The organism is Micromonospora sp. NPDC005215, from assembly GCF_040607915.1.
GTDB lineage: Bacteria > Actinomycetota > Actinomycetes > Mycobacteriales > Micromonosporaceae > Micromonospora.
Genome location: NZ_JBEXHQ010000010.1, coordinates 115,336 through 136,179 on the forward strand (window position 1 = coordinate 115,336; position 20,844 = coordinate 136,179).

Below are 20,844 nucleotides of genomic sequence, written 5' to 3' on the forward strand. Positions count from 1 at the left end.
GTGCGCCGCCGTCCCACGGACCACGTGGACGGGGACAGGGATCACCGGCCCCGTCACTGGGTAGGAAAGAAGCCTCAGGTATTCCCCTGCCCGACGAGGACGTGCGAGGTTAGGGGGACCAGCGGTGACAGGGTGGTGACGATGGGCGAGGACGTCGGCGTACGAACCTTCAGCCGGGAGGATCGGGCCCGCTACCGCGACAAGGTCCGCCGCTGCCTGGATGTCTTCGCCGAGATGCTGCGCGAGTCGCGCTTCGACGTCGACCGGCCGATGACCGGCGTGGAGATCGAGCTGAACCTGGTCGACGAGGCGTCGAATCCGGCGATGCGCAACGCCGACGTGCTGGCGGCCATCTCCGACCCGAGCTTCCAGACCGAGTTGGGCCAGTTCAACGTCGAGATCAACGTGCCGCCGCGGCGGCTGACCGGCACCGGCACCGCGGACTTCGAGGAGTACGTGCGGGCCAGCCTGAACGCCGCCGAGGTGAAGGCGCGGGCGATCGGCGCGCACATGGTCATGATCGGGATCCTGCCGACGCTGCGCCCCGAGCACCTGACCGCCGAGACGCTCTCCGCCAACCCCCGCTACAAGCTGCTCAACGAGCAGATCTTCGCGGCCCGCGGTGAGGATCTGCCGATCGCCATCAGCGGCGTGGAACGCCTGGCGGTCACCGCCGACACGATCACCCCGGAGGCGGCCTGCACCAGCACCCAGTTCCACCTGCAGGTCAGCCCGGCCCAGTTCGCCGACTACTGGAACGCCGCCCAGGCGGTCGCCGGCATCCAGGTCGCCGTCGGTGCGAACTCGCCGCTGTTCTTCGGCCGGGAATTGTGGCGCGAGACCCGGATCCCGCTGTTCCAGCAGGCCACCGACACCCGGTCGGAAGAGATCAAAGCCCAAGGGGTACGCCCCCGGGTCTGGTTCGGCGAACGCTGGATCACCAGCGTGTTCGACCTGTTCGAGGAGAACGTGCGCTACTTCCCGGCGCTGCTGCCGGTCTGCGACCCGGAGGACCCGGCGCAGGCCCTCGCGGCCGGCGAGGTGCCCAATCTCGCCGAGTTGCGCCTGCACAACGGCACCGTCTACCGGTGGAACCGCCCGGTGTACGACGTGTCCCGCGGCCGACCGCATCTCCGGGTGGAAAACCGGGTGCTGCCCGCCGGCCCGACCGTGCTGGACACCATCGCCAACGGCGCCTTCTACTTCGGGCTGGTCCGTGCCCTGGCCGAGTCCGACCGGCCACTGTGGTCGCAGATGTCGTTCAGCGCCGCTGAGGAAAACTTCACCAGCTGCGCCCGGCACGGCATCGACGCCCAGGTCTTCTGGCCCGGCCTGGGCTATCTGCCCGTCACCGAGCTGGTGCTGCGCCGGTTGCTGCCGATGGCACACCACGGTCTGGACCGGTGGGGGCTCGACCCGGGCGAACGCGACCGGCTGCTCGGCATCATCGAGCAGCGCTGCCTGACCAGCCGCAACGGCGCGACCTGGCAGGTGGAGACGCTGCACCGGTTGGAGTCCACCGACCACCTGGACCGACCGGAGGCGCTACGGGAGGTGGTCCGCCACTACGTGGACCTGATGCACAGCAACCGGCCGGTGCACGAGTGGCCCATCCCGTAGCCGCCCCCGCCGGGCTCAGCCTCGCGGGGTGGGCACACCGAAGAGGTCGATGATGCCGCCGGGAAGCTGGGCGAGCAGATCGTGCCGCTCGTCGTCGTCGAGCGCCTCGGCGACGGTACGCAACACCGCCTGGGCGTGTTGACGCACCTGGTCCGCGTTCGCGACCTGCTCGCGGTCCCCGACGTGCTTCAGGAACTCGCCGACGTCCCACCGGCGGCCCTGCGGATTGCGAGTGACGGACCCGTTCAACCGCTCCGGTAGCTGTGCCGCCAGGTGGTCGGCCTCCTGTCCGGCGAGCCGTTCACCGAGCACCGACAGGACGGCCTCGACAGACCGCGCGGCCTCGTTCTGACCGAGGTCAGCGCGCTGTCGTACCGTGGCGATCATCTGCTCGTACTCCATGCTCCGCTCCTTCGGTTCCTCGACATGCCGTCCGGCCTGCCTGGGGACGAACGGGCCGAGTTCCCAGGCTCCCTGGCGACAAACAGGTCAGGCGCGAAGCCGGACTTTCCCCCCATCGGGGGCGGGCCGCATAAAATCGGCCAGTGACGTCACCCGGCTGGTCAGCTGAGCCAGGTCGGGCCGCGCGGAAAGCCCCTACCGACACCGGGGCACCGCGCGCTCGCTGAAGTGGCGTCCCTTGTGGACCCCACTCGGCATTGATGAGTGTCGTAGGCTGTGGCAGCTCGTACATCGTCTGATCACGATGAGGGGACGCCGGTGGCCACTTCTGACACAGACCCAGCTTCGACCCAGGGGCCCGCGCGGGCGCCCCTGTCCCGTCGACACATGCTGCGGATGGGAGCGGCGGCGGCCGGTGGCGCGGTGCTCGCCGGCGGGTTCGAGAACGGGTCCGCGCAGGCCGCGCCGGGCGGCGTGAAGCGCGTGCTGCGGGCACCGGCGCTGGCGCCCGGCGATCGGGTCCGGGTCGTGTCGCCCGGCAGCACCCCCGACCCCACGAACATGGCGCGCGGCATCGAGATCCTGCGCAGCTGGGGCCTGGAGGTCGAGCTGGGCACGCACGTCTTCGCCAAGTACGGCTACCTGGCCGGCACCGACGCGCAGCGGCTGGCGGACCTCAACGCCGCGCTCAACGACCCGGGGATCCGTGCAGTCTTCGCCGCCCGTGGCGGTTACGGCACCCAGCGGATCGTCGATGATCTCGACGTTTCCGGTCTGCGCCGGGATCCGCGGGTGGTTGTCGGGTTCAGCGACATCACCAGCATTCACGGCAGGCTCTGGCGCGAGCTTGGCCTGGTCACCTTCTACGGCCCCATGGTCAACTGGAGCGACAGCCGCACCGGGCCCGAGTCGGCCGAGGCCCTGCGCCAGGCGGTGATGACCACCGCACCCGTCACGATCGTCCGGGATCCGGCCGAGACGGCCGCCCCCGTGCTGGTGCCCGGTCGGGCGTCGGGGCCGCTGCTCGGCGGCTGCCTCACCCTGCTTTCCACCTCGCTCGGCGCGGAGGACTCCCCCAGATTCGACGGGGCGATCCTGTTCTTCGAGGACGTGGACGAGGCCCCGTACAGCATCGACGCCATGCTGACCGAACTGCGCCGGGTGGGCGTGCTGTCCAGGGTCGCCGGGGTGGTCATCGGTCAGATCACCAACAGCGTCGGCGAACCGGACGAGTGGGACGCGGCGGCGGTCCTCAAGGACCGCCTGTCCGACCTCGGCGTGCCGGTCCTGGGTGGGCTCCGGCTGGGGCACGGCAACGGGCAGCTCACCGTGCCGCTGGGCGCGCGGGCCACGATCGACGCCGAGGCGGGGACCCTGACGGTGGAGCCCGGGGTCCGGCGGCGCTAGCCGGTGGTCCCCGCGTGGCGACGGCGCGGCGGGCGGGATTGACTCGGCTGTGGTGAAAGCTGGTCAGACCGTGAGCAGCACCTTCGTACAGTTGTCCTGTTTCTTCTGGAAGATCTTGTAGCCCTTCGGGGCGTCGCGCAGCGGCATCCGGTGGCTGACGATGAAGCTCGGGTCGATCTCGCCACGCTGGATGCGCTCCAGCAGCGGCCGGGTGTAGCGCTGGACGTGGCACTGACCGGTGCGCATGACGAGCGACCGGTTCATGAACGCGCCCATGGGGAACTTGTCGACGAAACCGCCGTACGCGCCGACGACCGAGACCACCCCTCCCGAGCGGCAGGCGAGGATCGCCTGGCGCAGCGCGAACGGCCGTTCCGTCTCGACCCGGGCGGCCTGCTTGACCCGGTCGTACGCGTACATGGCGGCGTTGCCGTGGTGGCCCTCCAGGCCGACCGCGTCGATGCACGCGTCGGGCCCCCGGCCCGCGGTCAGCTCGTTGAGGGTGTCCAGCACGTCCGCCTCTTCGTAGTTGATCGTCTCGGCACCGATGTGCTCCTCGGCGAGCCGCAGCCGGTACGGGTACCGGTCGATGACGATCACCCGTTCCGCGCCGAGCAGCCGGGCGCTGGCCGCGGCGAACAGCCCGACCGGCCCGGCGCCCCAGACGGCGATCACCTGTCCGGGTTTGATGTCGCACATCTCGGCGCCCATGTAGCCGGTGGGGAACACGTCGGCGAGCATGACCGCCTGGTCGTCGCGGACCTCGTCGGGCACCTTGAGCGGGCCGACGTCGGCGAACGGCACCCGGGCGTACTCGGCCTGACCGCCGGCGTACCCGCCGAGCAGGTGGGAGTAGCCGAAGATGCCGGCCGGCGAGTGGCCCATGATCTTCTCGGCGATGCCGGCGTTCGGGTTGGAGTTCTCGCAGACCGAGTAGAGGCCGCGTTGGCACGACGAGCAGTGTCCGCAGGCGATCGGGAAGGGCACCACCACCCGGTCGCCGGGCTTGAGGTTGCGCACCTGCGGGCCGACCTCGACCACCTCACCCATGAACTCGTGGCCGAGGATGTCGCCCTTGCGCATCGCGGGGATGTAGCCGTGGTAGAGATGCAGGTCGGAACCGCAGATCGCGGTGGTGCTGATCCGGACGATCGCGTCCCGGGCGTTCATGATCTTCGGGTCGGGTACGTCGATCACCTTGACTTTGTCGGTGCCCATCCAGGCGGTGGCCTTCATCCTTGGTCCCTTTCGGAGCGGGCGGTCATCGGCGCGACGGCGGCAGCGGCTGGGCGGGACGCTGCATGGCCTGTTGGCGTACGGAGATGCCGTTGGGGCTGCCCTCGGAACGGACCACCTCGCCGGTCTCCAGCACCTGCTTGAACCGGCGCAGGTCGTCACGGACCTGCTGCTCGGGTTCCTCGCCGAAGAGCTTCGCCACCGCCCGGCCGAGCGCGCCGGCCGGCGGCGCGTAGCGCAACTCCACCCGGACCTCGGTGCCCCGGTCGCCGGGGGCGGGCACGAAGCGGACCCGGCCGGCGTTGGGCACCCCGGTCCCCGCCAGTGAACGCCAGGTGATCGACTTGTTCGGCTGGTCGTCGATGATCTCGGCGTCCCACTCGACGCGGTGACCGGCCGGTCCGCGAGCGATCCAGTGCGAGCGGCGCAGGTCGTCGGCGCGCACCGACTCCAGGTGCGCCATGAACCGGGGCAGGTTCTCCACGTCGCGCCAGAACCGGTACGCCTCGGCGGGTGACCGGTTCACGGTTACCGCGACCTCCATCCGGATCATCCGCGCCCGGTCGCGTCGAGCCCGGCTGATCCGCACGGCGGAGAGCACGTCGACGGCCGCGATGCCGGCGATCGCGAGGGTGGTCAGCGCGACCCGACGGCGTCGTTCACCGCCGCGGTCGGCGAGGGCTCGGCCGAGCACTGTCAGGTCCATGGCGTCGCCGGCCACCCGGCTCCAGGCCCAGCCCGCCGGGCGACGACCGCCAAGCAGGCCGGCGGCGCTGCCCAACTCCCGTACCCCGATGGCTGGGAGCACCACCCGCGCGGCGGCGGAGTCGTCCACCCCGGCCAGTCGCGCGAGGGGGCCGGGCGCGGCCAGGGCGCCGACGCCCAGGGCCAGGCTCAGCAGGCCCAACGCGCTCGGCAGCGTCGCCGGCACGGGCCCGTCCAGCTCCGGCAGGAGCACACTGTCGACCCGGTCCATGTCCGGTCCCCTTCCGGTCGGCGTGGCCGGCGGCGGACCGGCGCAGCGGCGGAGCCGCCACCCTGACGCTATGTCGTAAGCGCAGCTCCTGCGCCCGGTTTACGGCAGAAGGTCCGTTCCGGGCAGCGCGGGCGGCGACCGGCGCGGCGGCACGGGTGAGTCCGGTGGACGCCGACGGTGGTGAACTTCGACCTGGGATGACCCGAACGAGGCAGGCCGCCGGACGTTAACGGCGAGCCGCACCGGGTAGCCGGCATCCGCTTCTACCAGCGCCCGGGGAGGTGGGATGACGGCGACCAGCGCGTTCTTCGAGCGGTTGACGGTCGCCGGTCAGGATCCGCGGTTCAGCAAGGTGTGCGGAAGCGTGCGGTTCGACATTCGAGACGGCGGCCACCTGGAGCAGTGGCTCCTGGAAATCGATCATGGCCGGATGCGGGTGACCCGCGGTGCCGACCCCGCCACCACCGTGATCATGGTGTCCGCGCAGGTCGCGGAGGCGATGGCGCGCGGTGAGGTGAACGGTCTGGCGGCGATCACCCGCGGTGAGATCCTGGTCGACGGCGACCTCGGCCTGGCGTTGCGGATCGGGCGGCTGTTTCCGCGGGCGCCGGGGCCGTCGCGGAGCAGCGGCCCGGACCGTGGCGCGTGACCGATGAGGGACATCGCGGGCACCGTGTCGTGCATCGACGGGAACACCTTCATGGTGTCCGACGCCAGTGGCGACGTGGAGTCGTCCCCCGCCACGCCGGTCGGGCTGTTCGCCGCCGACACCCGCTTCCTGTCCCGCTGGATGCTCTTCGTCAACGGCGAGTGCATGACCGCGCTGTCGGTGGACGACAGCCAGTACTACGAAGTCACGTTCTTCGTGGTGCCGGGCGCGGCGGTCGACTACGTGCAGGCCGACCTGTCAGCCATCCGGCGCAGGCGCATCGGCCCGGACCTGACCGAATCGCTGACGATCTTCAACTACGGCGATCGGGACATGGACCTCGACATACGGCTGGAGGTGGCAGCCGACTTCGCCGACATCTTCGAGATCAAGTTCGACATCGGTGAGAAGACCGGCACGCACTACACCAACGTGGGCCCGAACGAGTTGCGCCTGGGCTACCGGCGCGGCACCTACCGACGTGAGGTTGTCGTGTCGGCGAGCGAGCCCGCCGTGTTCGACCCGGACGGCCTGCGGTTCGCGATCCGACTGCGCCCCGGGGAGCAGTGGTCGACGCGGTTGCAGGCCGCCATGCTGGCGCTGCGTCCGGACGGCGTCGATTTGCGCTCCGCCCTGCGGGCTCAGCGGCCCGACGACTCCACCCTGCCCACCAGCCTGCGGGCCTGGGTCGCGGCGGCCCCGACCCTGGACACCGAGAGCGCCGCGCTGCAGCAGGTGTACCACCGCAGCCTGGTGGACCTGGCGGCGCTGCGCTTCGCCCCGCTCTCGCTGAGCGGCGCGGCCGTACCCGCGGCCGGGTTGCCCTGGTTCATGACCCTGTTCGGCCGCGACAGCCTGCTGACCTGCCTGCAGACCCTGCCCGTCACCCCGTCGTTGACCCCGCCGACGCTGCGGATCCTCGCCTCACTGCAGGGCGCCCGCACCGACGACGTGTTGGAGGAGGATCCCGGCCGGATCCTGCACGAGCTGCGCTACGGGGAGTCGGCCGCGTTCGAGGAACAACCGCACTCCCCCTACTACGGCACAGTGGACGCCTCACCGCTGTTCGTGGTGCTGCTCGACGAGTACGAACGGTGGAGTGGCGACACCGCGCTGGTGCTGGAGTTGGAGCAGGAGGCTCGCGCGGCCCTGGCGTGGATCGACGACTACGCGGACCTGACGTCCACCGGCTACGTCTGGTACGAGCGACGCAACCGCGCCACCGGCCTGGAGAACCAGTGCTGGAAGGACTCCTGGGACAGCATCTCCTACGCCGACGGGAGGCTGCCGGGCTTCCCGAGGGCCACCTGCGAAACCCAGGGGTACGCCTACGACGCGAAGATCCGCGGGGCTCGGCTGGCCCGTACCGTCTGGGGTGACAGCGCCTTCGCCGACCGGCTGGAGCGCGACGCGGCGGCGCTGTACGACCGGTTCAACAGGGACTTCTGGCTGGCGGACCGCGGCTACTACGCCCTCGCGCTGGACCACGACGGCACTCCCGTCGACAGCCTGTCGTCCAACATCGGGCATCTGCTGTGGAGTGGCATCGTGCCGCCGGAGCGGGCCCCACAGGTCGTCGAACACCTGATGGGCCGGGCGCTCTTCTCCGGTTGGGGTGTGCGGACCTTCGCCGAGGGGCAGCGCCGCTACAACCCTCTCGGCTACCACAACGGCACTGTCTGGCCGTTCGACAACTCGTTCATCGCCTGGGGTCTGCGCCGTTACGGGTTCGACAGCGAGGCGGCACGCATCGCCGAGAGCATCCTGTCCGCGGCCACCTTCTTCGACGGTCGGCTACCCGAGGCCTTCGGCGGGTTCGACCGCAACACCACCCGCTATCCCGTCCGGTATCCCACCGCCGGCAGCCCGCAGGCGTGGTCCAGCGGAGCGTCCGTGCTGCTCCTACGCACCATGCTCGGCCTCAACCCGCACGAGGACCACCTGGCCGTGGACCCCGCGCTACCGTCCGCCTTCGGGCGGGTCGCGCTGCTGGACATACCCGGCCGCTGGGGCATGGCCGACGCGTTCGCCCGGCACCGCCCCGACCAACGCTAGGGCCACGTTCAGTTGCCGGCCGGCCCGGTGGCCCGGAAGGTGCGACGGTACGCGTCCGGTGGCACGCCGACGGTGCGGTGGAAGTGTCGACGCAGCGTGGTGGCGGTGCCCATGCCGGCCGCCTCGGCGATGACGTCGATGCTGTCGCTTGTGGACTCCAGCAGCTCCTGGGCGCGGCGGATCCGCTGCGTCGACAGCCACAGCAGCGGGGTGGTGCCGGTGGCGGACCGGAAGTGACGCGCCAGGTTGCGCGAACTCATCTTCGCCTGGCGGGCCAGGTCCTCGACGGTCAGCGGCCGGTCCAGGCGTGCCAGCACCCAGGGGAACAGGGTGGCCAGCGGGTGGTCGTCGCGGGCGGGCACCGGCGTGGTGACGTACTGGGCCTGGCCGCCGGCCCGGTGCGGCGGCACGACCAGCCGGCGGGCGACCGCGTTGGCGACCGTCGAGCCGTGGTCACGGCGGATCAGGTGCAGGCACAGGTCGATCGCGGCGGCCTTGCCGGCGGAGGCGAGCACGGTGCCGTTGTCGACGTAGAGCACGTCCGGGTCGACCCGCACCCGGGGGTAGCGGGCGGCCAGTGCCGCGGTGTGGGCCCAGTGCGTGGCGGCCCGGAGCCCGTCGAGCACCCCGGCGGCGGCCAGCACGAACGCGCCGGTGCACAGTGCGACCATCCGGGCGCCCGCCTGGTGGGCCGCGCCGACGGCGTCGAGCAGGTCGGGTGAGATGTCCGCGTCGATGTCCCGCACCGCCGGGATGATCACGGTGTCGGCGCGAGCGAGCCGGTCCAGCCCGTCGTCGGGCTCCAGCAGGAATCGCCCGATGCGGACCGGGCCGGGGCCGCAGACCACCACGTCGTACCACGGGTGCGCCTGGCCGGTGGGGTCGTGGGCGAAGACCTCGCAGGCCAGGGCCAGCTCGAAGGGCAACATCCCGTCGGTGGCGGTGATCGCGACAATGGTCATGTCCGAAACTGTACGGGTCATGGCGTTCCCGACACTGGTCGGCCACCCGCCGCTACTGGAAACTGTTCCCAGTCGATCTTTCCAGGGGGCAGCAATGAGTCAGCGCGTGGCGGTGTTCGGGGCGTACGGGCACACGGGACGGTTCGTGGTGACGGAGTTGCGCGAGCGCGGGTTCGTTCCGCTGCCGCTCGGCCGCGACGCGCGCAAGCTGGCAGCGTCGGGGCTCCCCTACCGGGTGGCGTCGGTCGAGGATCCGGCCTCGCTCGACCAGGCGCTGACCGGCGTGGACGCGGTCATCAACTGCGCCGGCCCGTTCGCCTCGACGGCCGCCCCGGTGATCGAGGCCGCGCTGCGCGCCGGGATCCCGTACGTGGACGTGGCGGCCGAGATCGAGGCCAACCTCGACACCTTCGCGCACTTCACCGTCCGGGCCAAAGAGGCGGGCGGCACGGTGGTCTCGGCGACCTGTTCGACAACCGGGTGGCCGGCAACATCGTCGACGACCTGCTGCTGGGCAGCGTCGAGTTCGCCGTGGAGGAGTTCGGCAGCCTGCTGATCGTCGTCCTCGGCCACGAGCGCTGCGGCGCGATCACCGCCACCATCGACGCCATCCACAGCGGCGGTGCGGCACCCGGGCACATCGGCACCATCGTGGACGCCCTGCGTCCGGTCGTCGAGCCGGTGCTGGACCAGCCCGGCGACCCGGTGGAGAACGGCGTCCGCGCCAACATCGCCGCGCAGGTGGCGGCGCTCTCCGCGCGCAGCACGATCATCGCCGAGAAGGTGCACCAGGGTGCGCTGCGCGTCGTGGGCGCCCGCTACGACCTGGACAACGGTCGAGCCTCGCTGGTGGCCTGACGAGCGCTCCCCGGTCACCTCGGCTCAGCTGGGGCGTGGATCTCGCTCAACAGGGTGACCAACGACCGCCCGCCTCGTGGGTCCGCCCTTTCGTCACGACAGCACGTGTGACGTAAACACTTCACGGCCGACGGGCGTGGTCCGCAGGCTTGGCACCATGAAGGTGACCGAATTCGACCCACCGAGCCACGGCCAGCCACGACCCTCGTCCGGGGACACTCCGGTCGACGCCGGCCGGATCAACGTGGTGGACGCGTTACGTGGCAGTGCGCTGCTGCTCATCCTGCTGGTGAACATCGCGTTCTTCAGCTCCGGCTACGAGTTCCACCTGGTCGACGATCCGGCGCACGGCGCGTTCGACGTGCTGGTATCCGGTCTGGTGGAGCTGTTGTTCGCGATGAAGGCGTACCTGCTGTTCGCGTTCCTGTTCGGCTACAGCTTCACCCTGCAGATCGACTCCGCGGCCCGGCGGGGCGTGGTGTTCGGCCCGGCGTTCCGCCGTCGGCTGTCCGGGTTGTTCGTGATCGGCGCGCTGCACGCGGTGCTGTTGTTCCACGGCGACATCCTCACCACGTACGCGCTGCTCGGTCTCGTGCTGTTCGCCGTTCGGCGGATCGCGCCCCGGACCGCGCTGATCGTGGCGGCGGCGATCGTCTGTGGAATCGCCTTCGTGGTCGGTGTCGCCGCGGTCCTCGGCGGCACGCTGGTTCCGGACGAGGCCGCCGCGGTCGGCGCGGGCGCGCGTTCGACCCTGGCTCTCGGCGGCGGCCTCGGCGACGTCCTCCTGGAGCACCTGCGGTCGATGCCGGCGATGCTCGGTGGCCTCGCCGTGCAGGGGCCGCTGGCGTTCGCGGCGTTTCTCGTCGGCCTCGCCGCCGGCAAACACCGCCTCCTCGCGGCCGTGCCCGCCCACGAGGCCCTGCTGCGCCGGTGCGAACGGGTGGGATATCCGATCGGCCTGGCCGGTGCGACAGTGTTCGCGATCGGCGGTGGCACCGCGAACCTGACCGGGCTGATGGTCAGCATCGTCACCGCGCCGTTCCTGGCCGCCGCCTACGCCGCGACCCTGCTGCGTCTGTTCACGCGGCGGCCACGCGTCGCGGACGCCTTCGCGCCGGCCGGGCGCATGGCCCTGACGAACTATCTCGGCCAGTCGCTCCTGTGCGTGCTCGTCTTCACCGGCGTCGGGATGGGCCTGGTCGGCCGCACCTCGCCGGCACAGACGCTGCTGATCGCTCTGGTGATCTTCGCGGTGCAGATGGTGGCCAGTTCGTGGTGGCTGCGGCGGTTCCGGTACGGCCCCGCCGAATGGGCGCTGCGCGCCTGGACCCACCGGGAGAGCCGCCGCAACTAGGGTTCAGGCATGGTCGACCGACACCAGGTGCTGAACTTCCGCGTCCGGGCCCAGCACCTCGACCGGGCTGAGAGCACGCTCGCCGACACCGCCGTCCTGGACCTCGGCGTGCAGAACACCGGCACGGACGGCGCCCGGTGGGCGCTCGCCGCGCGCGGGGTCGACGTGACAGCGTTGTCCGGCGAGGAGGTGGTGCTGCTGTGGACGGTGCGCGGCGCTCCGCACCTCTACCGCCGTGCCGACGTCGGGCACGTGGTGGCGGCGGTCGAACCCTTCTCCGATGCCGACGCGGGCAAGCGCATCTACGACGCGGCCAAGCCGTTGAAGGCGGCCGGCATCGCCAACCTGGCCGCCCTCGACGAGGTGGCCACCCGCATGCGGGCCATCGTCACCACGCCAACGGTCAAGGGCGACGTCTCCGGTCGCCTGGCCACGGTGCTGCCCGAGCCGTACCTGCGGTTCTGCCGGCCGTGCGACGCCACGCACCTCTACGAGATGCCGTTCCGGCTCGCCGCCGCGCGGGGCGGACTGGAGCTACGGCTCGACACCTCACCCCCGGTCCTGCAGCGCATCGCCGGGTTCCGGAAGGCGTCCGCCCCGGGCGACCGCCTCGACCTCATCCGCGCCTACCTTCGCCTGCTCGGCCCGGCCACCCCGAAACAGGTGGCCGACTATCTCGACGCCCCGGTGAAAGACGTGAAGGCGCGCTGGCCCGACGACGTGATCGAGGTGACGGTCGGCGGCGAGGTGCGCTCGCTGCTGGCCGCCGACGAGGAGGCGCTGGCATCGGCCGACACCACCGCCACCCGGCTCCTCGGCCCGTTCGACCTGTTCCTCCAGGCCAAGGACCGGGCGACGCTGGTGCCGGACACCACCCACGCCAAGGAGTTGTGGCCGGTGCTGGGTCGCCCCGGTGCCGTCCTGGTCGACGGCGAACTGGTCGGCACCTGGCGCCCCCGCAAGTCCGGCCCGAGGTTCACGGTCGCGGTTCAGCCCTGGCAGCGGTTGTCGGACGCCACGCGCAAGGCCATCACCGCACAGGCCGAACACCTCGCCGCGCACCGCCGCGTCTCCCTCACCGGCGTCGACTTCGCCAGCTGACGGTAGCGGCCAGGCGGGTCACTCCACCGTCCAGGAGATGGCGGGTGGGTGGACCCGAGCGCAGACCGGGCCGCCCTTCGCATCGGTCAGGCCGACCTGGCCGACCAGGACCCCGTCGCCCTCGTGTGCCGCGCGCAGCAGGTCGGTCGGGATGTCGGTGAACATCAGCTTCGCCCGGCGGAACATCGCGAAGCCGTCCTCGGTCACCGCGCCCCAGCCCAGATACAGGAAGCGTGCTCCGGGGCGGCCGTGCACCCACGGGCCGCCGACGTCCAGCATCCCGTCGACCTCCCGGCTGGACACGTCGAAGCTCCAGGTGGCCTGCTCCGCGTCGGCCGGCACCTGATCGACCACCTCGGCCTTGCGTTGGACCCCGACGTGCACGTTGCCGAGCCGCAGCGCGTCGGCCTCCGCGCCGGCGCGCCGCCCGGGGAGGTCACGGCCGTCGATCCGGATCCGCATGCCACCGACTCTAGTTATTCGACCGGTTCGGTCGGTCGTGTTCTCGCCCTCGCCGCAGCGTGCGCGCCGCGGTCGCCGACACCGCGACCAGTTCGGGCCGCCCGGGAGAGACGGCTCGCACTCGTGCTCCCGAAGGTCGCCCTGCCGACGCGTCGGCTGTCACTGCCACACGACCCGCCGCGCGGCGCGGATGACCTGCTCGGAGGCGAACGGCGCCCAGGCGGCGAAGAGGTCCCGGAAGTAGGCGCCGTGCCGGTCCGCCACCGCGGGATCCTGCTCGATGACGTCCAGTTCGTTGACGATGCTCAGGTCCATGAGCGACCGAAGTTGAACCGGGTTCGGCGTTCTCACCTGACCGACGAAACGGTCGAACACCTCGCCGGTCGCGGCCAGCCCCGGCCAACTGCGGCTACGGTCGCAGGCGCCGTACAGATAGACGAGCTCCTCCGCGTCGACGCCCACGAGGTCCCGCAGCACTCCCCGATCGGCCCAATCCAGCAGGGCGAGGTCGAAACCATCGGTGCCGTAGGCGGCGTGGGTGAGGCCCGCCGCCTGCACGTCACTGCCGCAGCCGAGCAGGGCGAGTCGTTCGCGGACTCGACACAGGTGGGCGTACAGGTTGCCCCCGGGATGCGCGATCTGCTCAGCTCCCTGCCGGCGCAGCCAGACCCGCACGTCGTCGTCGGTGCCCATGACCCGACTGTAGGGACCGGCCGTCGAATCCACAGGCCCTGGATGTGGGCAATATGTCACAGCGCGCGGAACGGGCTGAAAGACTGCGAAGACCCCTCGGCCGTCGACACCGCTCGGTGGGTCCCTCCACGTTCGGCTGCGGAACGGGCCGGCGCCCGGCCCGCGGAGAGGGGCGAGGATGCAGCCAACCTGGCTCCTGGCGCTGTCCTGGGTCTCGCTCGCGGTCGGGATCGTCAGCTGTGCGATCGTCGTCGCCGACACCTATCTTCGCGGGCACCGTCAGCCGGCCCGGGTCATGGAGATCGTCTGGCTGGTGACGGTCCTGTACGTCGGCCCGGCCGCCGTCCGCCTCTACTGGAACTGGGGTAGGCCCGAGGCGTTCACCCGACGGCGGCAGGAGGGCCAGCCCCGAAGGCCCCGGCGTGGCATTGTTCTCACCCACGTGTCCCGCTGCGGCGCCCACTGCGCCCTCGGTTTCGTCGTCGCCGAGGTCGCCCTGTACGTCGTCAAATCCGACCCGGCTCAGGAAACCCTGTGGGTCGACTACGCCGGGGACTATCTGGCGGCGCTGACGATAGCCGTCCTCTTCCGGTACTTCGGCGCACCCGGCCGCAGCGTCACGAAGATCTGGCACGCCCTGTCCACGGTCGCCAAGGTCGAACTGCTGACCATCACCGCGTTCGAGCTGGCGCTGTTCGGATGGCTGACACTCGCGCACCGGGTGGTCTTTCCGGAGCCACCCCTGCGACCCGACAGCCCCATATTCTGGTTCGCGGGCCAGTTGGGGCTGATAGCCGGCTTCATCGCGGCCTGGCCCACCGCCTCCTGGCAACTCGGCCGAGGGCTGAGAATCGGACCCCGCCGACTCTCCCACGACGCCGCACGCTGACGAGGAGGAACGATGATGGCTGTCGCTGTCCGACGCCTGGCGGCCACGGTGGCCGCGACGTCGGCCCTGGTGTCGTTGCCCGGGTGCAGCGCCGGTGACGCTCACGAGGCGCGCGCGACGCCGAGCCCGGAGGTCACCCTTGCCCCGTCGCCGGCCGCCGAGCAGGAGTTCCAGCGGCTGGAGCAGCCGTTCGGCGCACGACTGGGCGTCTACGCCGTCGACACGGGCACCGGCCGCACCGTGCGACACCGGCCTGACGAGCGGTTCGCGTACGCCTCGACGTGGAAGGCGTTGGCCGCCGCCGAGGTGCTCGACGACACCACCGACGCCGAGCTGGACCGGGTGGTGCGCTACTCGGCGCAGGAGCTGGTGGCCCACTCCCCCGTCACCGGGAAGCACGTCGACGAGGGCCTGAGCCTGCGCGCCCTCGCCGACGCCGCCGTGCGCTACAGCGACAACACCGCGGGCCCTGGCGGGCGACCTGCGCGCGTACACCGTGGGGGACGCCCTGACGCCCGCGGACCGCGACGTCCTGCGCGGCTGGCTGCGGGGCAACACCACGGGCGCGGCGCTGGTCCGCGCCGGGGTGCCCGCCGGCTGGGTGGTCCGGGACAAGACCGGGACCGGAGAGTACGGCACCCGCAACGACATCGCCGTGATCTGGCCGCCCGACCGCGCCCCGATCGTCCTCGCCGTGCTGTCCAGCCGCGACACGAAGGACGCCACCCCCGACGACGCCCTCATCGCACAGGCCACCCGGGTGGTCGTCGCCCAGCTCTGACCGGGATGCGGGTCACCGAGGGTGCCCGTGCGGATCGGCAATCGGTCCGGGAGCGGAGGCTGCGCGTCAGGACGGTGATCATGACGGTCGCGGGGACGAGGTGCAGCCCGAGCAGCGCGGCGACGGTGGTGGTGTCGGCCCCGGAGAGGAAGGGCGGGACCAGCGAGATCGCGGTCAGCGACACCGCCGTCCACCCGAATCGCCGTGCCGGGCGCGTGCTCCACCGCAGCAGAGCGACGGCGATGACGACGCCCACGACCGAGAAGAAGCAGGTCACCACGGCGAACCCGGCCAACGGGATCGTCGGACCACCATCGGGGATCTCGAAGTCGACGCCGGCGGCCGTCGCGAGCGCGGCGGCCAGGGTGGTGGCCACCGTCGCCGCGAGCGTGGCCACGACGCCGGTGCCGACGAGCCCGCCGAGTCGGTGGGTATGGCTGGTCTGGCTCGACGGCGGTGCCGCGACGTCCCCGGAGTTGTTCCTGCTGTGCACGAGGTTTCTCCACTCTTCGACCTGGGTGCGGCCATCGCGACCTGCGCGCGCCACCGGGCAGCCTGCCTATTCGGTGCCGTCGGCCGGCAGGCGCTCGGGCAGGCCGAGCCGAGGGAACTGGTCGTCGTGGAAGGTGACGATCTCGGTGATCGCGCCGCCGGTGACGCGCAGGACGTCGATCGTCAGCGGCAGGTACGCGCCCTCCTGCGCGCGCCACAGGTAGAAGGCGACGGCCGGCTGCCGGTTCACCGAGGTGGCGACGGCGCGCAGACCCCGCATGTCGGCGAACCCGTCCTCCACCCAGCTGTTGACCACCGCGTCGCGGCCAACGGACAGGCCCGGCGTGGGCGGCATCGAACAGCGGACGTCGTCGCGCAGCAGGGCAGCGAGCGCGTCGACGTCCGTGGCCACGCTGGCGTTGGTGAAGCGGCGCACCAGCTCGCGTGTCCCGGCGTCCTCCTCGCCGCCGGTCCAGTCCTGCCGCTCGGCGGGCAGGTGCTCCCGCATGCCGGCGCGGGCCCGTTGCAGCGCGCTGTTCACCGAGTTGACGGAGTCCCCGAGAAGCTCCGCGACGTCCTTCGCCGGCCAGCCGAGCACGTCGCGCAGGATCAACACGGCCCGTGGGCGCGGCGCGAGGTGTTGGACCGCGACCACGTACGCCAGCTCGATCGTCTCCCGCGCGACGGCGAGCGCCTCCGGCTCGTCCGCGCCGCCCGCGGGCAGCTCGTCGAGCAGCCGATCCGGGTACGGCTGGAGCCACCGCACCTCACCGCCGCTCGCGGGTTCCGGGCGACGCTTGGCCAGCAGGTCCAGGCAGGCGTTGGTGGCGATCCGGTACAGCCAGGCCCGGAACGTCGACCGCCCCTCGAAGGTCTCCCGCCGCCGCCAGGCACGCAGCAACGTCTCCTGCACGGCGTCCTCGGCGTCCTCGAACGACCCGAGCATCCGATAGCAGTGCACGTGCAACTCCCGCCGGTGCCGAGCCGCCAACCCCGAGAACGTCAGCTCGTCGACCTCGCTCAACCCGTCCAGCCGCGTGTCCGCACTCATCACGTCATCCTTCCGCCTCGTCCTGTCCTGTCGTAGGTGTGACGGGCGCGGGCGCGAAAACTCATCACCGGCGTTCACCGACGCCTCGTACGGCACCGCGGATGCTCGCCGGTTGAGCCGTCAGTCGGTGGTCAGACCTCGGGTCGCCAGCTCGCTGAGCGACACGCGGTCGTCACCGCCGAGCGCCGCGCGAGCGACCGCCGGCTGGCACAGCTCGAACACCTCCACGAGGAACGTCGGCGAGTTGGACCGATGGCGGATCCCGTCGATCTCCTGCTGGTCCGGGTTGAACGGCAACGTCTTCCACCGGTCCGCGGTCTCCCGCCAGCTGGACGAGATGGCCGCGACCAGGCCGTCGAGCAGGCTCTCGTAGTCTGGCGCGCTGATCCGCCGGCCCAACCCGTATCGCTCGCGCAGGGCGAGGATCTCGGCGGTGGGCGTGCCGGAGTAGCTGTCGTCCAGCCCGAGCCACCACTGGGCGAAGTAGCTGCCCTGGTAGCCCTGGGCGAGGTAGCGCGACCCGTCGTGGTGCACCTCGATGACGAAGTTGTGCACCTGGGGGAACTGGCAGTCGAGCAGCAGGACGGTGGCCGCGCTGGCGGGCAGGACGAGCAGGGCCTTCTTGAGATCCGCACCCTTGTCGGCGGCGTAGGCCTGGAGTGACCGGCGGACCAGTTTCCCGCCCTTGGCCTGCAACTGCTCGCGGATCTGGAACGCGGCCAGGCCACAGTTGGCCCACCTGCGGCTCTTGTCGCGCAGTGTGATGTTCGCGTCGCCGGTCCGCCCCGTGCTCAGCACCGCCGCGCCGAGCTTGTCCAGAACGTCGTTCTCCAGGGCCTCGCCGCGCTGTCGTTGATCGGTGTCGCCCGCGAACTCGTCCCGCGCGTAGGCGGTCGCGGCCTTGACGGCGTCGGCCCACGTGTCGAAGCTCTGGGCGCGTCCCAGGGTGCTCCCCGACCAGGTGATCAGCTGCCCGAAGACGTCCCCCTCGAATCCTTTGGGCAGCAGCGACGTGATCCGTTCGCCGATCTCGGCACAGGCCTTCTCGTCGTTCTCCAGGTTGGGGATCTGGCCGTTGGGCGGGTATGTCGCCTTGTCCGCGGCGATGATCAGCATGCCGACCTCCACAGTCCCTTGTCTTCGGTCACCCATGGTGGTGATTCGACTACAAGAGTGGGACATCCGGGGGTGAGCGGGCTCCCTGCGTCGGGATTCCGTCGTCCGCGGCCGGCCGCCGCGCGCCGTCACACGCGTTCGTCGACAGCCGGCGCGGGACTCGGACGTTCGGCGGGTGACGGCGAGCCAACGAACTTTCGGATCGCGGGCGAGAAGTAGAAGGACCGCACCCGGAGAAGTGATTCGACATCACTGTCGAGATCAGGCACCGCGGCGCTACCGGCGAAAGCGAAGATGCCGCCGCTCTCGACGGAGCGTTCGAAGGTGCCGCCGCTCTCGACGGAGCGTTCGGACTTGAAACGCAAACCGGCGGCGGTCCAGCACGCCTCGATGGCGGCCTCGGCGGACTCCCCGGTGAGCCCCAACCGCTCGACAAAGGCTTGTGCGGCGGAGACCGTTGACGCACCGACGAAGGTGGCCAGTTCGGATTGCGCATCCCGGATCTCGATGACCCGCCGGTAGAGACGTAGTCGCACCTGTAGGACGTTGGTGACGTCGGCGATTCGGCTTGGCGGGGCACCCAGGACCACGTCAGGAACTGCCAGTTGCAACGTGTGCCACATCCGATAGAGGCGGTGCAGCCGCATGATGTCACGGATATACCGTCGCGCCGGCCTGCTGACCGGCACCGCCGAGCCGATCGCGAGCAGCGTCAGCCCGACGCCGAAGAGCGACTTCGAGAAGAAGACGTATCCCGGCCCCGACAAGATTTCGATATGCGCCGCGTGACTGAGAATGAACGCAATTCGATTGAGGATGTAGACAAGCAGGACCGAGCCACCCAGGGCCGTCACCACGACGCTCCAGTTGCCTCTGCTGCCTGAACGTGTCAACGCAAGCTTCCAGATCGTCAGCAACGCCCGCACGACCGCTGACACGATTGCGGACTGGTAGAGAATTCCATACCAGACCGTGTACGGCGATTTGGCAGACTCGGTGACGAAGTCGTCGCCACCGGGATGGTGCGGGGCTGCCGCGAACAGAAAACACATGCCGATCACCGCGCCCACCGGCAGCAGGAGACCGGCCCTGGGCCGGTAACCCGTCGCGGGTGTGGTGGTTGTGGTGGTAGCGATGGCGGCCGCCAGGCCGGAAGCGAGATACGCCACGGTCAGACCGGCCATGTTCTTCACCAGAACGCTCAGGTCCACCAGACCGGTTGTAGCGTCGATGACGCGGCTGACCGCGGCCAGGTTAAGGGTGGCCGCGACGGCGAGCCCGGCCTGCAGCAGGAAGGCCCACGTGTCCCGCGGGGACTGCCTGCTGCGGCCGACCTGGATGGCGAGCACCAGCCAGAGCGCTCCGATCGCGACGATTTCGATCAGGTCAGCGCCGGACATCGCGGGATGCCTGGTTACTGAACTCGTCAAGAATGTGGGCGGCCTGCGGATCGTGCTCGGGTGACTGCATCCGCTGCGCGAGCAGCGTCGCGATCATCTCGGCTTCCTGCTCGGCCACGAGGGAGTAGGTCGACCTCGTGAGCACAGACCGGATCATCCCCACGTCGAGATCGGGCATGATGGCGGCAAGTGCGTCAGTATCCGTGTTGCGATGACAACAGAGCATGTGCCCGATCTCGTGCAGGATGATGTGCTGCTGGTGCAGAGGCCTGGTGTCGCCGTTGTAGAAGATGTGGTCCGCGGCCCGGGTTTCGATCCACATACCCCCAGGGGTCCCCGGAGCGCCCACCATGGTGAGTGGGTGCAGGTGCAGCGGGCGTTTCCTGGCCACGGAGATGTGCGCGCAGAGGGCTGACATGGTGATGAGCCGAGGCATGGACAGCTCTTCGAGGACGCCTGCGGCCATCCGCTCAAGCCGACGCAGCCGCATGTCAGGCTCCTCAGGTCATTGCGTGTCGTCAGGTGCTGGGGCAGGGGGGTGGCGAGGCGGCTCGCCCCCGGACTCGGTCAGCCGATCGATCCGGCGGGCGTGTTCGATGATGCCGTTGATTGCCTCGAGGCTCGGGGCGGAGAGGCCAGCCACGCGGAGAGCCACCTGACGCACCGACTTGTCGTTGAGCGCCGCGAGTAGCTCGAGCTGCTCGTCAATCTGACGGGCAGCATCGTCGTCGAGAAAGTAAACCGGGGAGACCCCGAAAAAACGCGCTAGGGCTTCGATGTGTCGAATGGTGGGGTTGTCACGGTGCCCCTTACGGAGTTGCCAGATATACGTGTGCGAAATCATGACACCGGTGGCGCGGATCTTCGTTGCGACTTCCTCGTACGAGTACTCACGACCACCTGGACGGACCGTCTTGAACAACCGGTCCAACTTATCAGCCATGGTCGGTCCGCGGTTGCCCACCGAACGTCGCCTCCCTGATCGCGGGCGGGTGTCGGCGTCTACGTCCTTGAGCGAAATCGCTGCTCAGACCGGGCCGCCTGGGCCACGCGAAGCCTCGCACATCTCATCCGATCGATCTGCCACCTTCGTACGACCCTAGCCGCAAGCACCACCGGGTTGCTCAGCCGGGAGGGTCAAGTTGCTCGCCGGTCCAGGTTGTCGAGGTGGTCGGTGGTGGCCGGCGGGTGGCCACGAGTTCGGACGGCCTTGCGGATACGGGCGTTCGCCGACCCGACCACAGCGGGCCTGACCACTCCCGGACACGCACGAAGGTCTCCGGTCGTCGACGCGGCTCCTGTTCAGCCGCGCCCACAACCGGAGACCCCGGCCCTCCGTC

The 20,844-nt window shown here is 70.5% G+C and carries 21 protein-coding genes and 1 pseudogene; 10 read left to right on the plus strand and 12 right to left on the minus strand.

What is annotated here, in order from left to right:
- Nucleotides 1-141 precede the first annotated feature (141 nt).
- On the plus strand, nt 142-1,620 hold the full coding sequence (locus tag ABZU25_RS11030) for a glutamate--cysteine ligase (RefSeq protein ID WP_355029159.1): 1,479 nt from the start codon (nt 142-144) through the stop codon (nt 1,618-1,620).
- 15 nt (nt 1,621-1,635) lie between these two features.
- On the opposite strand, the gene ABZU25_RS11035 is transcribed toward ABZU25_RS11030, so the two are convergent.
- The gene (locus ABZU25_RS11035) at nt 1,636-2,022 is read right to left on the minus strand and encodes a DUF2267 domain-containing protein (protein ID WP_355029160.1); all 387 of its coding nucleotides are present in this window, start codon (nt 2,020-2,022) and stop codon (nt 1,636-1,638) included.
- A 387-nt stretch (nt 2,023-2,409) separates the two neighbouring features.
- On the opposite strand from ABZU25_RS11035, the gene ABZU25_RS11040 reads away from it, so the two are divergent.
- Nucleotides 2,410-3,429 carry an LD-carboxypeptidase gene (locus ABZU25_RS11040; protein ID WP_355029161.1) on the plus strand — a complete coding sequence of 340 codons (1,020 nt, stop codon included), beginning with the start codon at nt 2,410-2,412 and terminating at the stop codon, nt 3,427-3,429.
- A gap of 63 nt (nt 3,430-3,492) precedes the next feature.
- On the opposite strand, the gene ABZU25_RS11045 is transcribed toward ABZU25_RS11040, so the two are convergent.
- Entirely contained in the window at nt 3,493-4,665 is a 1,173-nt protein-coding gene (locus ABZU25_RS11045) for a zinc-dependent alcohol dehydrogenase (protein ID WP_355029162.1), read from the minus strand.
- A 25-nt stretch (nt 4,666-4,690) separates the two neighbouring features.
- The gene (locus tag ABZU25_RS11050; protein ID WP_355029163.1) at nt 4,691-5,641 is read right to left on the minus strand and encodes an SRPBCC family protein; all 951 of its coding nucleotides are present in this window, start codon (nt 5,639-5,641) and stop codon (nt 4,691-4,693) included.
- A gap of 286 nt (nt 5,642-5,927) precedes the next feature.
- Between ABZU25_RS11050 and ABZU25_RS11055 the strand changes: the two genes are divergently transcribed.
- Both ABZU25_RS11055 and ABZU25_RS11060 read left to right on the plus strand, forming a co-directional pair.
- Complete coding sequence (locus ABZU25_RS11055) at nt 5,928-6,290, plus strand: SCP2 sterol-binding domain-containing protein (protein ID WP_355029164.1); 363 nt, start codon at nt 5,928-5,930, stop codon at nt 6,288-6,290.
- 12 nt (nt 6,291-6,302) lie between these two features.
- The gene (locus ABZU25_RS11060; RefSeq protein WP_355029195.1) at nt 6,303-8,345 is read left to right on the plus strand and encodes a glycogen debranching N-terminal domain-containing protein; all 2,043 of its coding nucleotides are present in this window, start codon (nt 6,303-6,305) and stop codon (nt 8,343-8,345) included.
- A gap of 8 nt (nt 8,346-8,353) precedes the next feature.
- Here the strand turns inward: ABZU25_RS11060 and ABZU25_RS11065 are convergent, their stop codons facing one another.
- Complete coding sequence (locus tag ABZU25_RS11065) at nt 8,354-9,307, minus strand: helix-turn-helix domain-containing protein (protein ID WP_355029165.1); 954 nt, start codon at nt 9,305-9,307, stop codon at nt 8,354-8,356.
- A 94-nt stretch (nt 9,308-9,401) separates the two neighbouring features.
- Here ABZU25_RS11065 and ABZU25_RS11070 point away from each other — a divergent pair, with 94 nt between their 5' ends.
- The 4 genes from ABZU25_RS11070 to ABZU25_RS11085 all read left to right on the plus strand — a co-directional run bounded on the left by ABZU25_RS11070 (nt 9,402) and on the right by ABZU25_RS11085 (nt 12,620).
- The gene (locus tag ABZU25_RS11070; protein ID WP_355029166.1) at nt 9,402-9,863 is read left to right on the plus strand and encodes an NAD(P)H-binding protein; all 462 of its coding nucleotides are present in this window, start codon (nt 9,402-9,404) and stop codon (nt 9,861-9,863) included.
- Entirely contained in the window at nt 9,788-10,165 is a 378-nt protein-coding gene (locus tag ABZU25_RS11075) for a carbonic anhydrase (RefSeq protein WP_355029167.1), read from the plus strand. The genes ABZU25_RS11070 and ABZU25_RS11075 overlap by 76 nt, the downstream gene beginning before the upstream one ends.
- 157 nt (nt 10,166-10,322) lie before the next feature.
- The gene (locus ABZU25_RS11080; RefSeq protein WP_355029168.1) at nt 10,323-11,519 is read left to right on the plus strand and encodes a DUF418 domain-containing protein; all 1,197 of its coding nucleotides are present in this window, start codon (nt 10,323-10,325) and stop codon (nt 11,517-11,519) included.
- Nucleotides 11,520-11,528: 9 nt separating this feature from the next.
- Entirely contained in the window at nt 11,529-12,620 is a 1,092-nt protein-coding gene (locus tag ABZU25_RS11085; protein ID WP_355029169.1) for a winged helix DNA-binding domain-containing protein, read from the plus strand.
- Nucleotides 12,621-12,638: 18 nt separating this feature from the next.
- On the opposite strand, the gene ABZU25_RS11090 is transcribed toward ABZU25_RS11085, so the two are convergent.
- Together ABZU25_RS11090 and ABZU25_RS11095 are read right to left on the minus strand one after the other, a co-directional pair.
- The gene (locus ABZU25_RS11090) at nt 12,639-13,082 is read right to left on the minus strand and encodes a DUF5990 family protein (RefSeq protein WP_355029170.1); all 444 of its coding nucleotides are present in this window, start codon (nt 13,080-13,082) and stop codon (nt 12,639-12,641) included.
- 159 nt (nt 13,083-13,241) lie between these two features.
- Nucleotides 13,242-13,775, minus strand: coding sequence for a DUF6817 domain-containing protein (locus ABZU25_RS11095; RefSeq protein ID WP_355029171.1), 534 nt, complete (start codon nt 13,773-13,775; stop codon nt 13,242-13,244).
- A 178-nt stretch (nt 13,776-13,953) separates the two neighbouring features.
- Between ABZU25_RS11095 and ABZU25_RS11100 the strand changes: the two genes are divergently transcribed.
- Both ABZU25_RS11100 and ABZU25_RS11105 read left to right on the plus strand, forming a co-directional pair.
- Complete coding sequence (locus ABZU25_RS11100) at nt 13,954-14,664, plus strand: DUF4396 domain-containing protein (RefSeq protein WP_355029172.1); 711 nt, start codon at nt 13,954-13,956, stop codon at nt 14,662-14,664.
- Between the two features lie 15 nt (nt 14,665-14,679).
- Nucleotides 14,680-15,445: pseudogene (locus ABZU25_RS11105) on the plus strand (serine hydrolase).
- Here ABZU25_RS11105 and ABZU25_RS11110 read toward each other — a convergent pair.
- The 6 genes from ABZU25_RS11110 to ABZU25_RS11135 form a co-directional block, all read right to left on the minus strand.
- Nucleotides 15,405-15,938, minus strand: a complete 534-nt coding sequence (locus ABZU25_RS11110) for a DUF6069 family protein (RefSeq protein ID WP_355029173.1) — start codon at nt 15,936-15,938, stop codon at nt 15,405-15,407. The pseudogene ABZU25_RS11105 and the gene ABZU25_RS11110 sit on opposite strands and share 41 nt — an antisense overlap.
- A 66-nt stretch (nt 15,939-16,004) precedes the next feature.
- The gene (locus ABZU25_RS11115; RefSeq protein ID WP_355029174.1) at nt 16,005-16,988 is read right to left on the minus strand and encodes an RNA polymerase subunit sigma-70; all 984 of its coding nucleotides are present in this window, start codon (nt 16,986-16,988) and stop codon (nt 16,005-16,007) included.
- Nucleotides 16,989-17,108: 120 nt separating this feature from the next.
- Nucleotides 17,109-18,104 (minus strand): hypothetical protein, encoded by a 996-nt coding sequence (locus tag ABZU25_RS11120; protein ID WP_355029175.1) that lies wholly within the window; start codon nt 18,102-18,104, stop codon nt 17,109-17,111.
- A gap of 128 nt (nt 18,105-18,232) precedes the next feature.
- A complete protein-coding gene (locus tag ABZU25_RS11125; RefSeq protein WP_355029176.1) occupies nt 18,233-19,504 on the minus strand; it encodes an MAB_1171c family putative transporter in 1,272 nt (423 codons plus the stop codon).
- Nucleotides 19,491-19,994: a hypothetical protein gene (locus tag ABZU25_RS11130; protein ID WP_355029177.1), complete on the minus strand. Its 504-nt coding sequence runs from the start codon at nt 19,992-19,994 to the stop codon at nt 19,491-19,493. The genes ABZU25_RS11125 and ABZU25_RS11130 overlap by 14 nt, the downstream gene beginning before the upstream one ends.
- A gap of 15 nt (nt 19,995-20,009) precedes the next feature.
- Nucleotides 20,010-20,468, minus strand: coding sequence for a helix-turn-helix domain-containing protein (locus ABZU25_RS11135; RefSeq protein ID WP_355029178.1), 459 nt, complete (start codon nt 20,466-20,468; stop codon nt 20,010-20,012).
- Nucleotides 20,469-20,844 lie beyond the last annotated feature (376 nt).

What these genes read in the sequence shown, in the direction of transcription:
- ABZU25_RS11035 (WP_355029160.1), bottom strand. Translation starts at nt 2,022, where the DNA reads ATGGAGTACGAGCAGATGATCGCCACGGTACGACAGCGCGCTGACCTC.
- ABZU25_RS11095 (WP_355029171.1), bottom strand. Translation starts at nt 13,775, where the DNA reads ATGGGCACCGACGACGACGTGCGGGTCTGGCTGCGCCGGCAGGGAGCT.
- ABZU25_RS11050 (WP_355029163.1), bottom strand. Translation starts at nt 5,641, where the DNA reads ATGGACCGGGTCGACAGTGTGCTCCTGCCGGAGCTGGACGGGCCCGTG.
- ABZU25_RS11065 (WP_355029165.1), bottom strand. Translation starts at nt 9,307, where the DNA reads ATGACCATTGTCGCGATCACCGCCACCGACGGGATGTTGCCCTTCGAG.
- ABZU25_RS11040 (WP_355029161.1), top strand. Translation starts at nt 2,410, where the DNA reads ATGCTGCGGATGGGAGCGGCGGCGGCCGGTGGCGCGGTGCTCGCCGGC.
- ABZU25_RS11085 (WP_355029169.1), top strand. Translation starts at nt 11,529, where the DNA reads ATGGTCGACCGACACCAGGTGCTGAACTTCCGCGTCCGGGCCCAGCAC.
- ABZU25_RS11080 (WP_355029168.1), top strand. Translation starts at nt 10,323, where the DNA reads ATGAAGGTGACCGAATTCGACCCACCGAGCCACGGCCAGCCACGACCC.
- ABZU25_RS11055 (WP_355029164.1), top strand. Translation starts at nt 5,928, where the DNA reads ATGACGGCGACCAGCGCGTTCTTCGAGCGGTTGACGGTCGCCGGTCAG.
- ABZU25_RS11115 (WP_355029174.1), bottom strand. Translation starts at nt 16,988, where the DNA reads ATGAGTGCGGACACGCGGCTGGACGGGTTGAGCGAGGTCGACGAGCTG.
- ABZU25_RS11030 (WP_355029159.1), top strand. Translation starts at nt 142, where the DNA reads ATGGGCGAGGACGTCGGCGTACGAACCTTCAGCCGGGAGGATCGGGCC.
- ABZU25_RS11130 (WP_355029177.1), bottom strand. Translation starts at nt 19,994, where the DNA reads ATGCGGCTGCGTCGGCTTGAGCGGATGGCCGCAGGCGTCCTCGAAGAG.
- ABZU25_RS11070 (WP_355029166.1), top strand. Translation starts at nt 9,402, where the DNA reads ATGAGTCAGCGCGTGGCGGTGTTCGGGGCGTACGGGCACACGGGACGG.
- ABZU25_RS11125 (WP_355029176.1), bottom strand. Translation starts at nt 19,504, where the DNA reads ATGTCCGGCGCTGACCTGATCGAAATCGTCGCGATCGGAGCGCTCTGG.
- ABZU25_RS11090 (WP_355029170.1), bottom strand. Translation starts at nt 13,082, where the DNA reads ATGCGGATCCGGATCGACGGCCGTGACCTCCCCGGGCGGCGCGCCGGC.
- ABZU25_RS11120 (WP_355029175.1), bottom strand. Translation starts at nt 18,104, where the DNA reads ATGCTGATCATCGCCGCGGACAAGGCGACATACCCGCCCAACGGCCAG.
- ABZU25_RS11045 (WP_355029162.1), bottom strand. Translation starts at nt 4,665, where the DNA reads ATGAAGGCCACCGCCTGGATGGGCACCGACAAAGTCAAGGTGATCGAC.
- ABZU25_RS11100 (WP_355029172.1), top strand. Translation starts at nt 13,954, where the DNA reads ATGCAGCCAACCTGGCTCCTGGCGCTGTCCTGGGTCTCGCTCGCGGTC.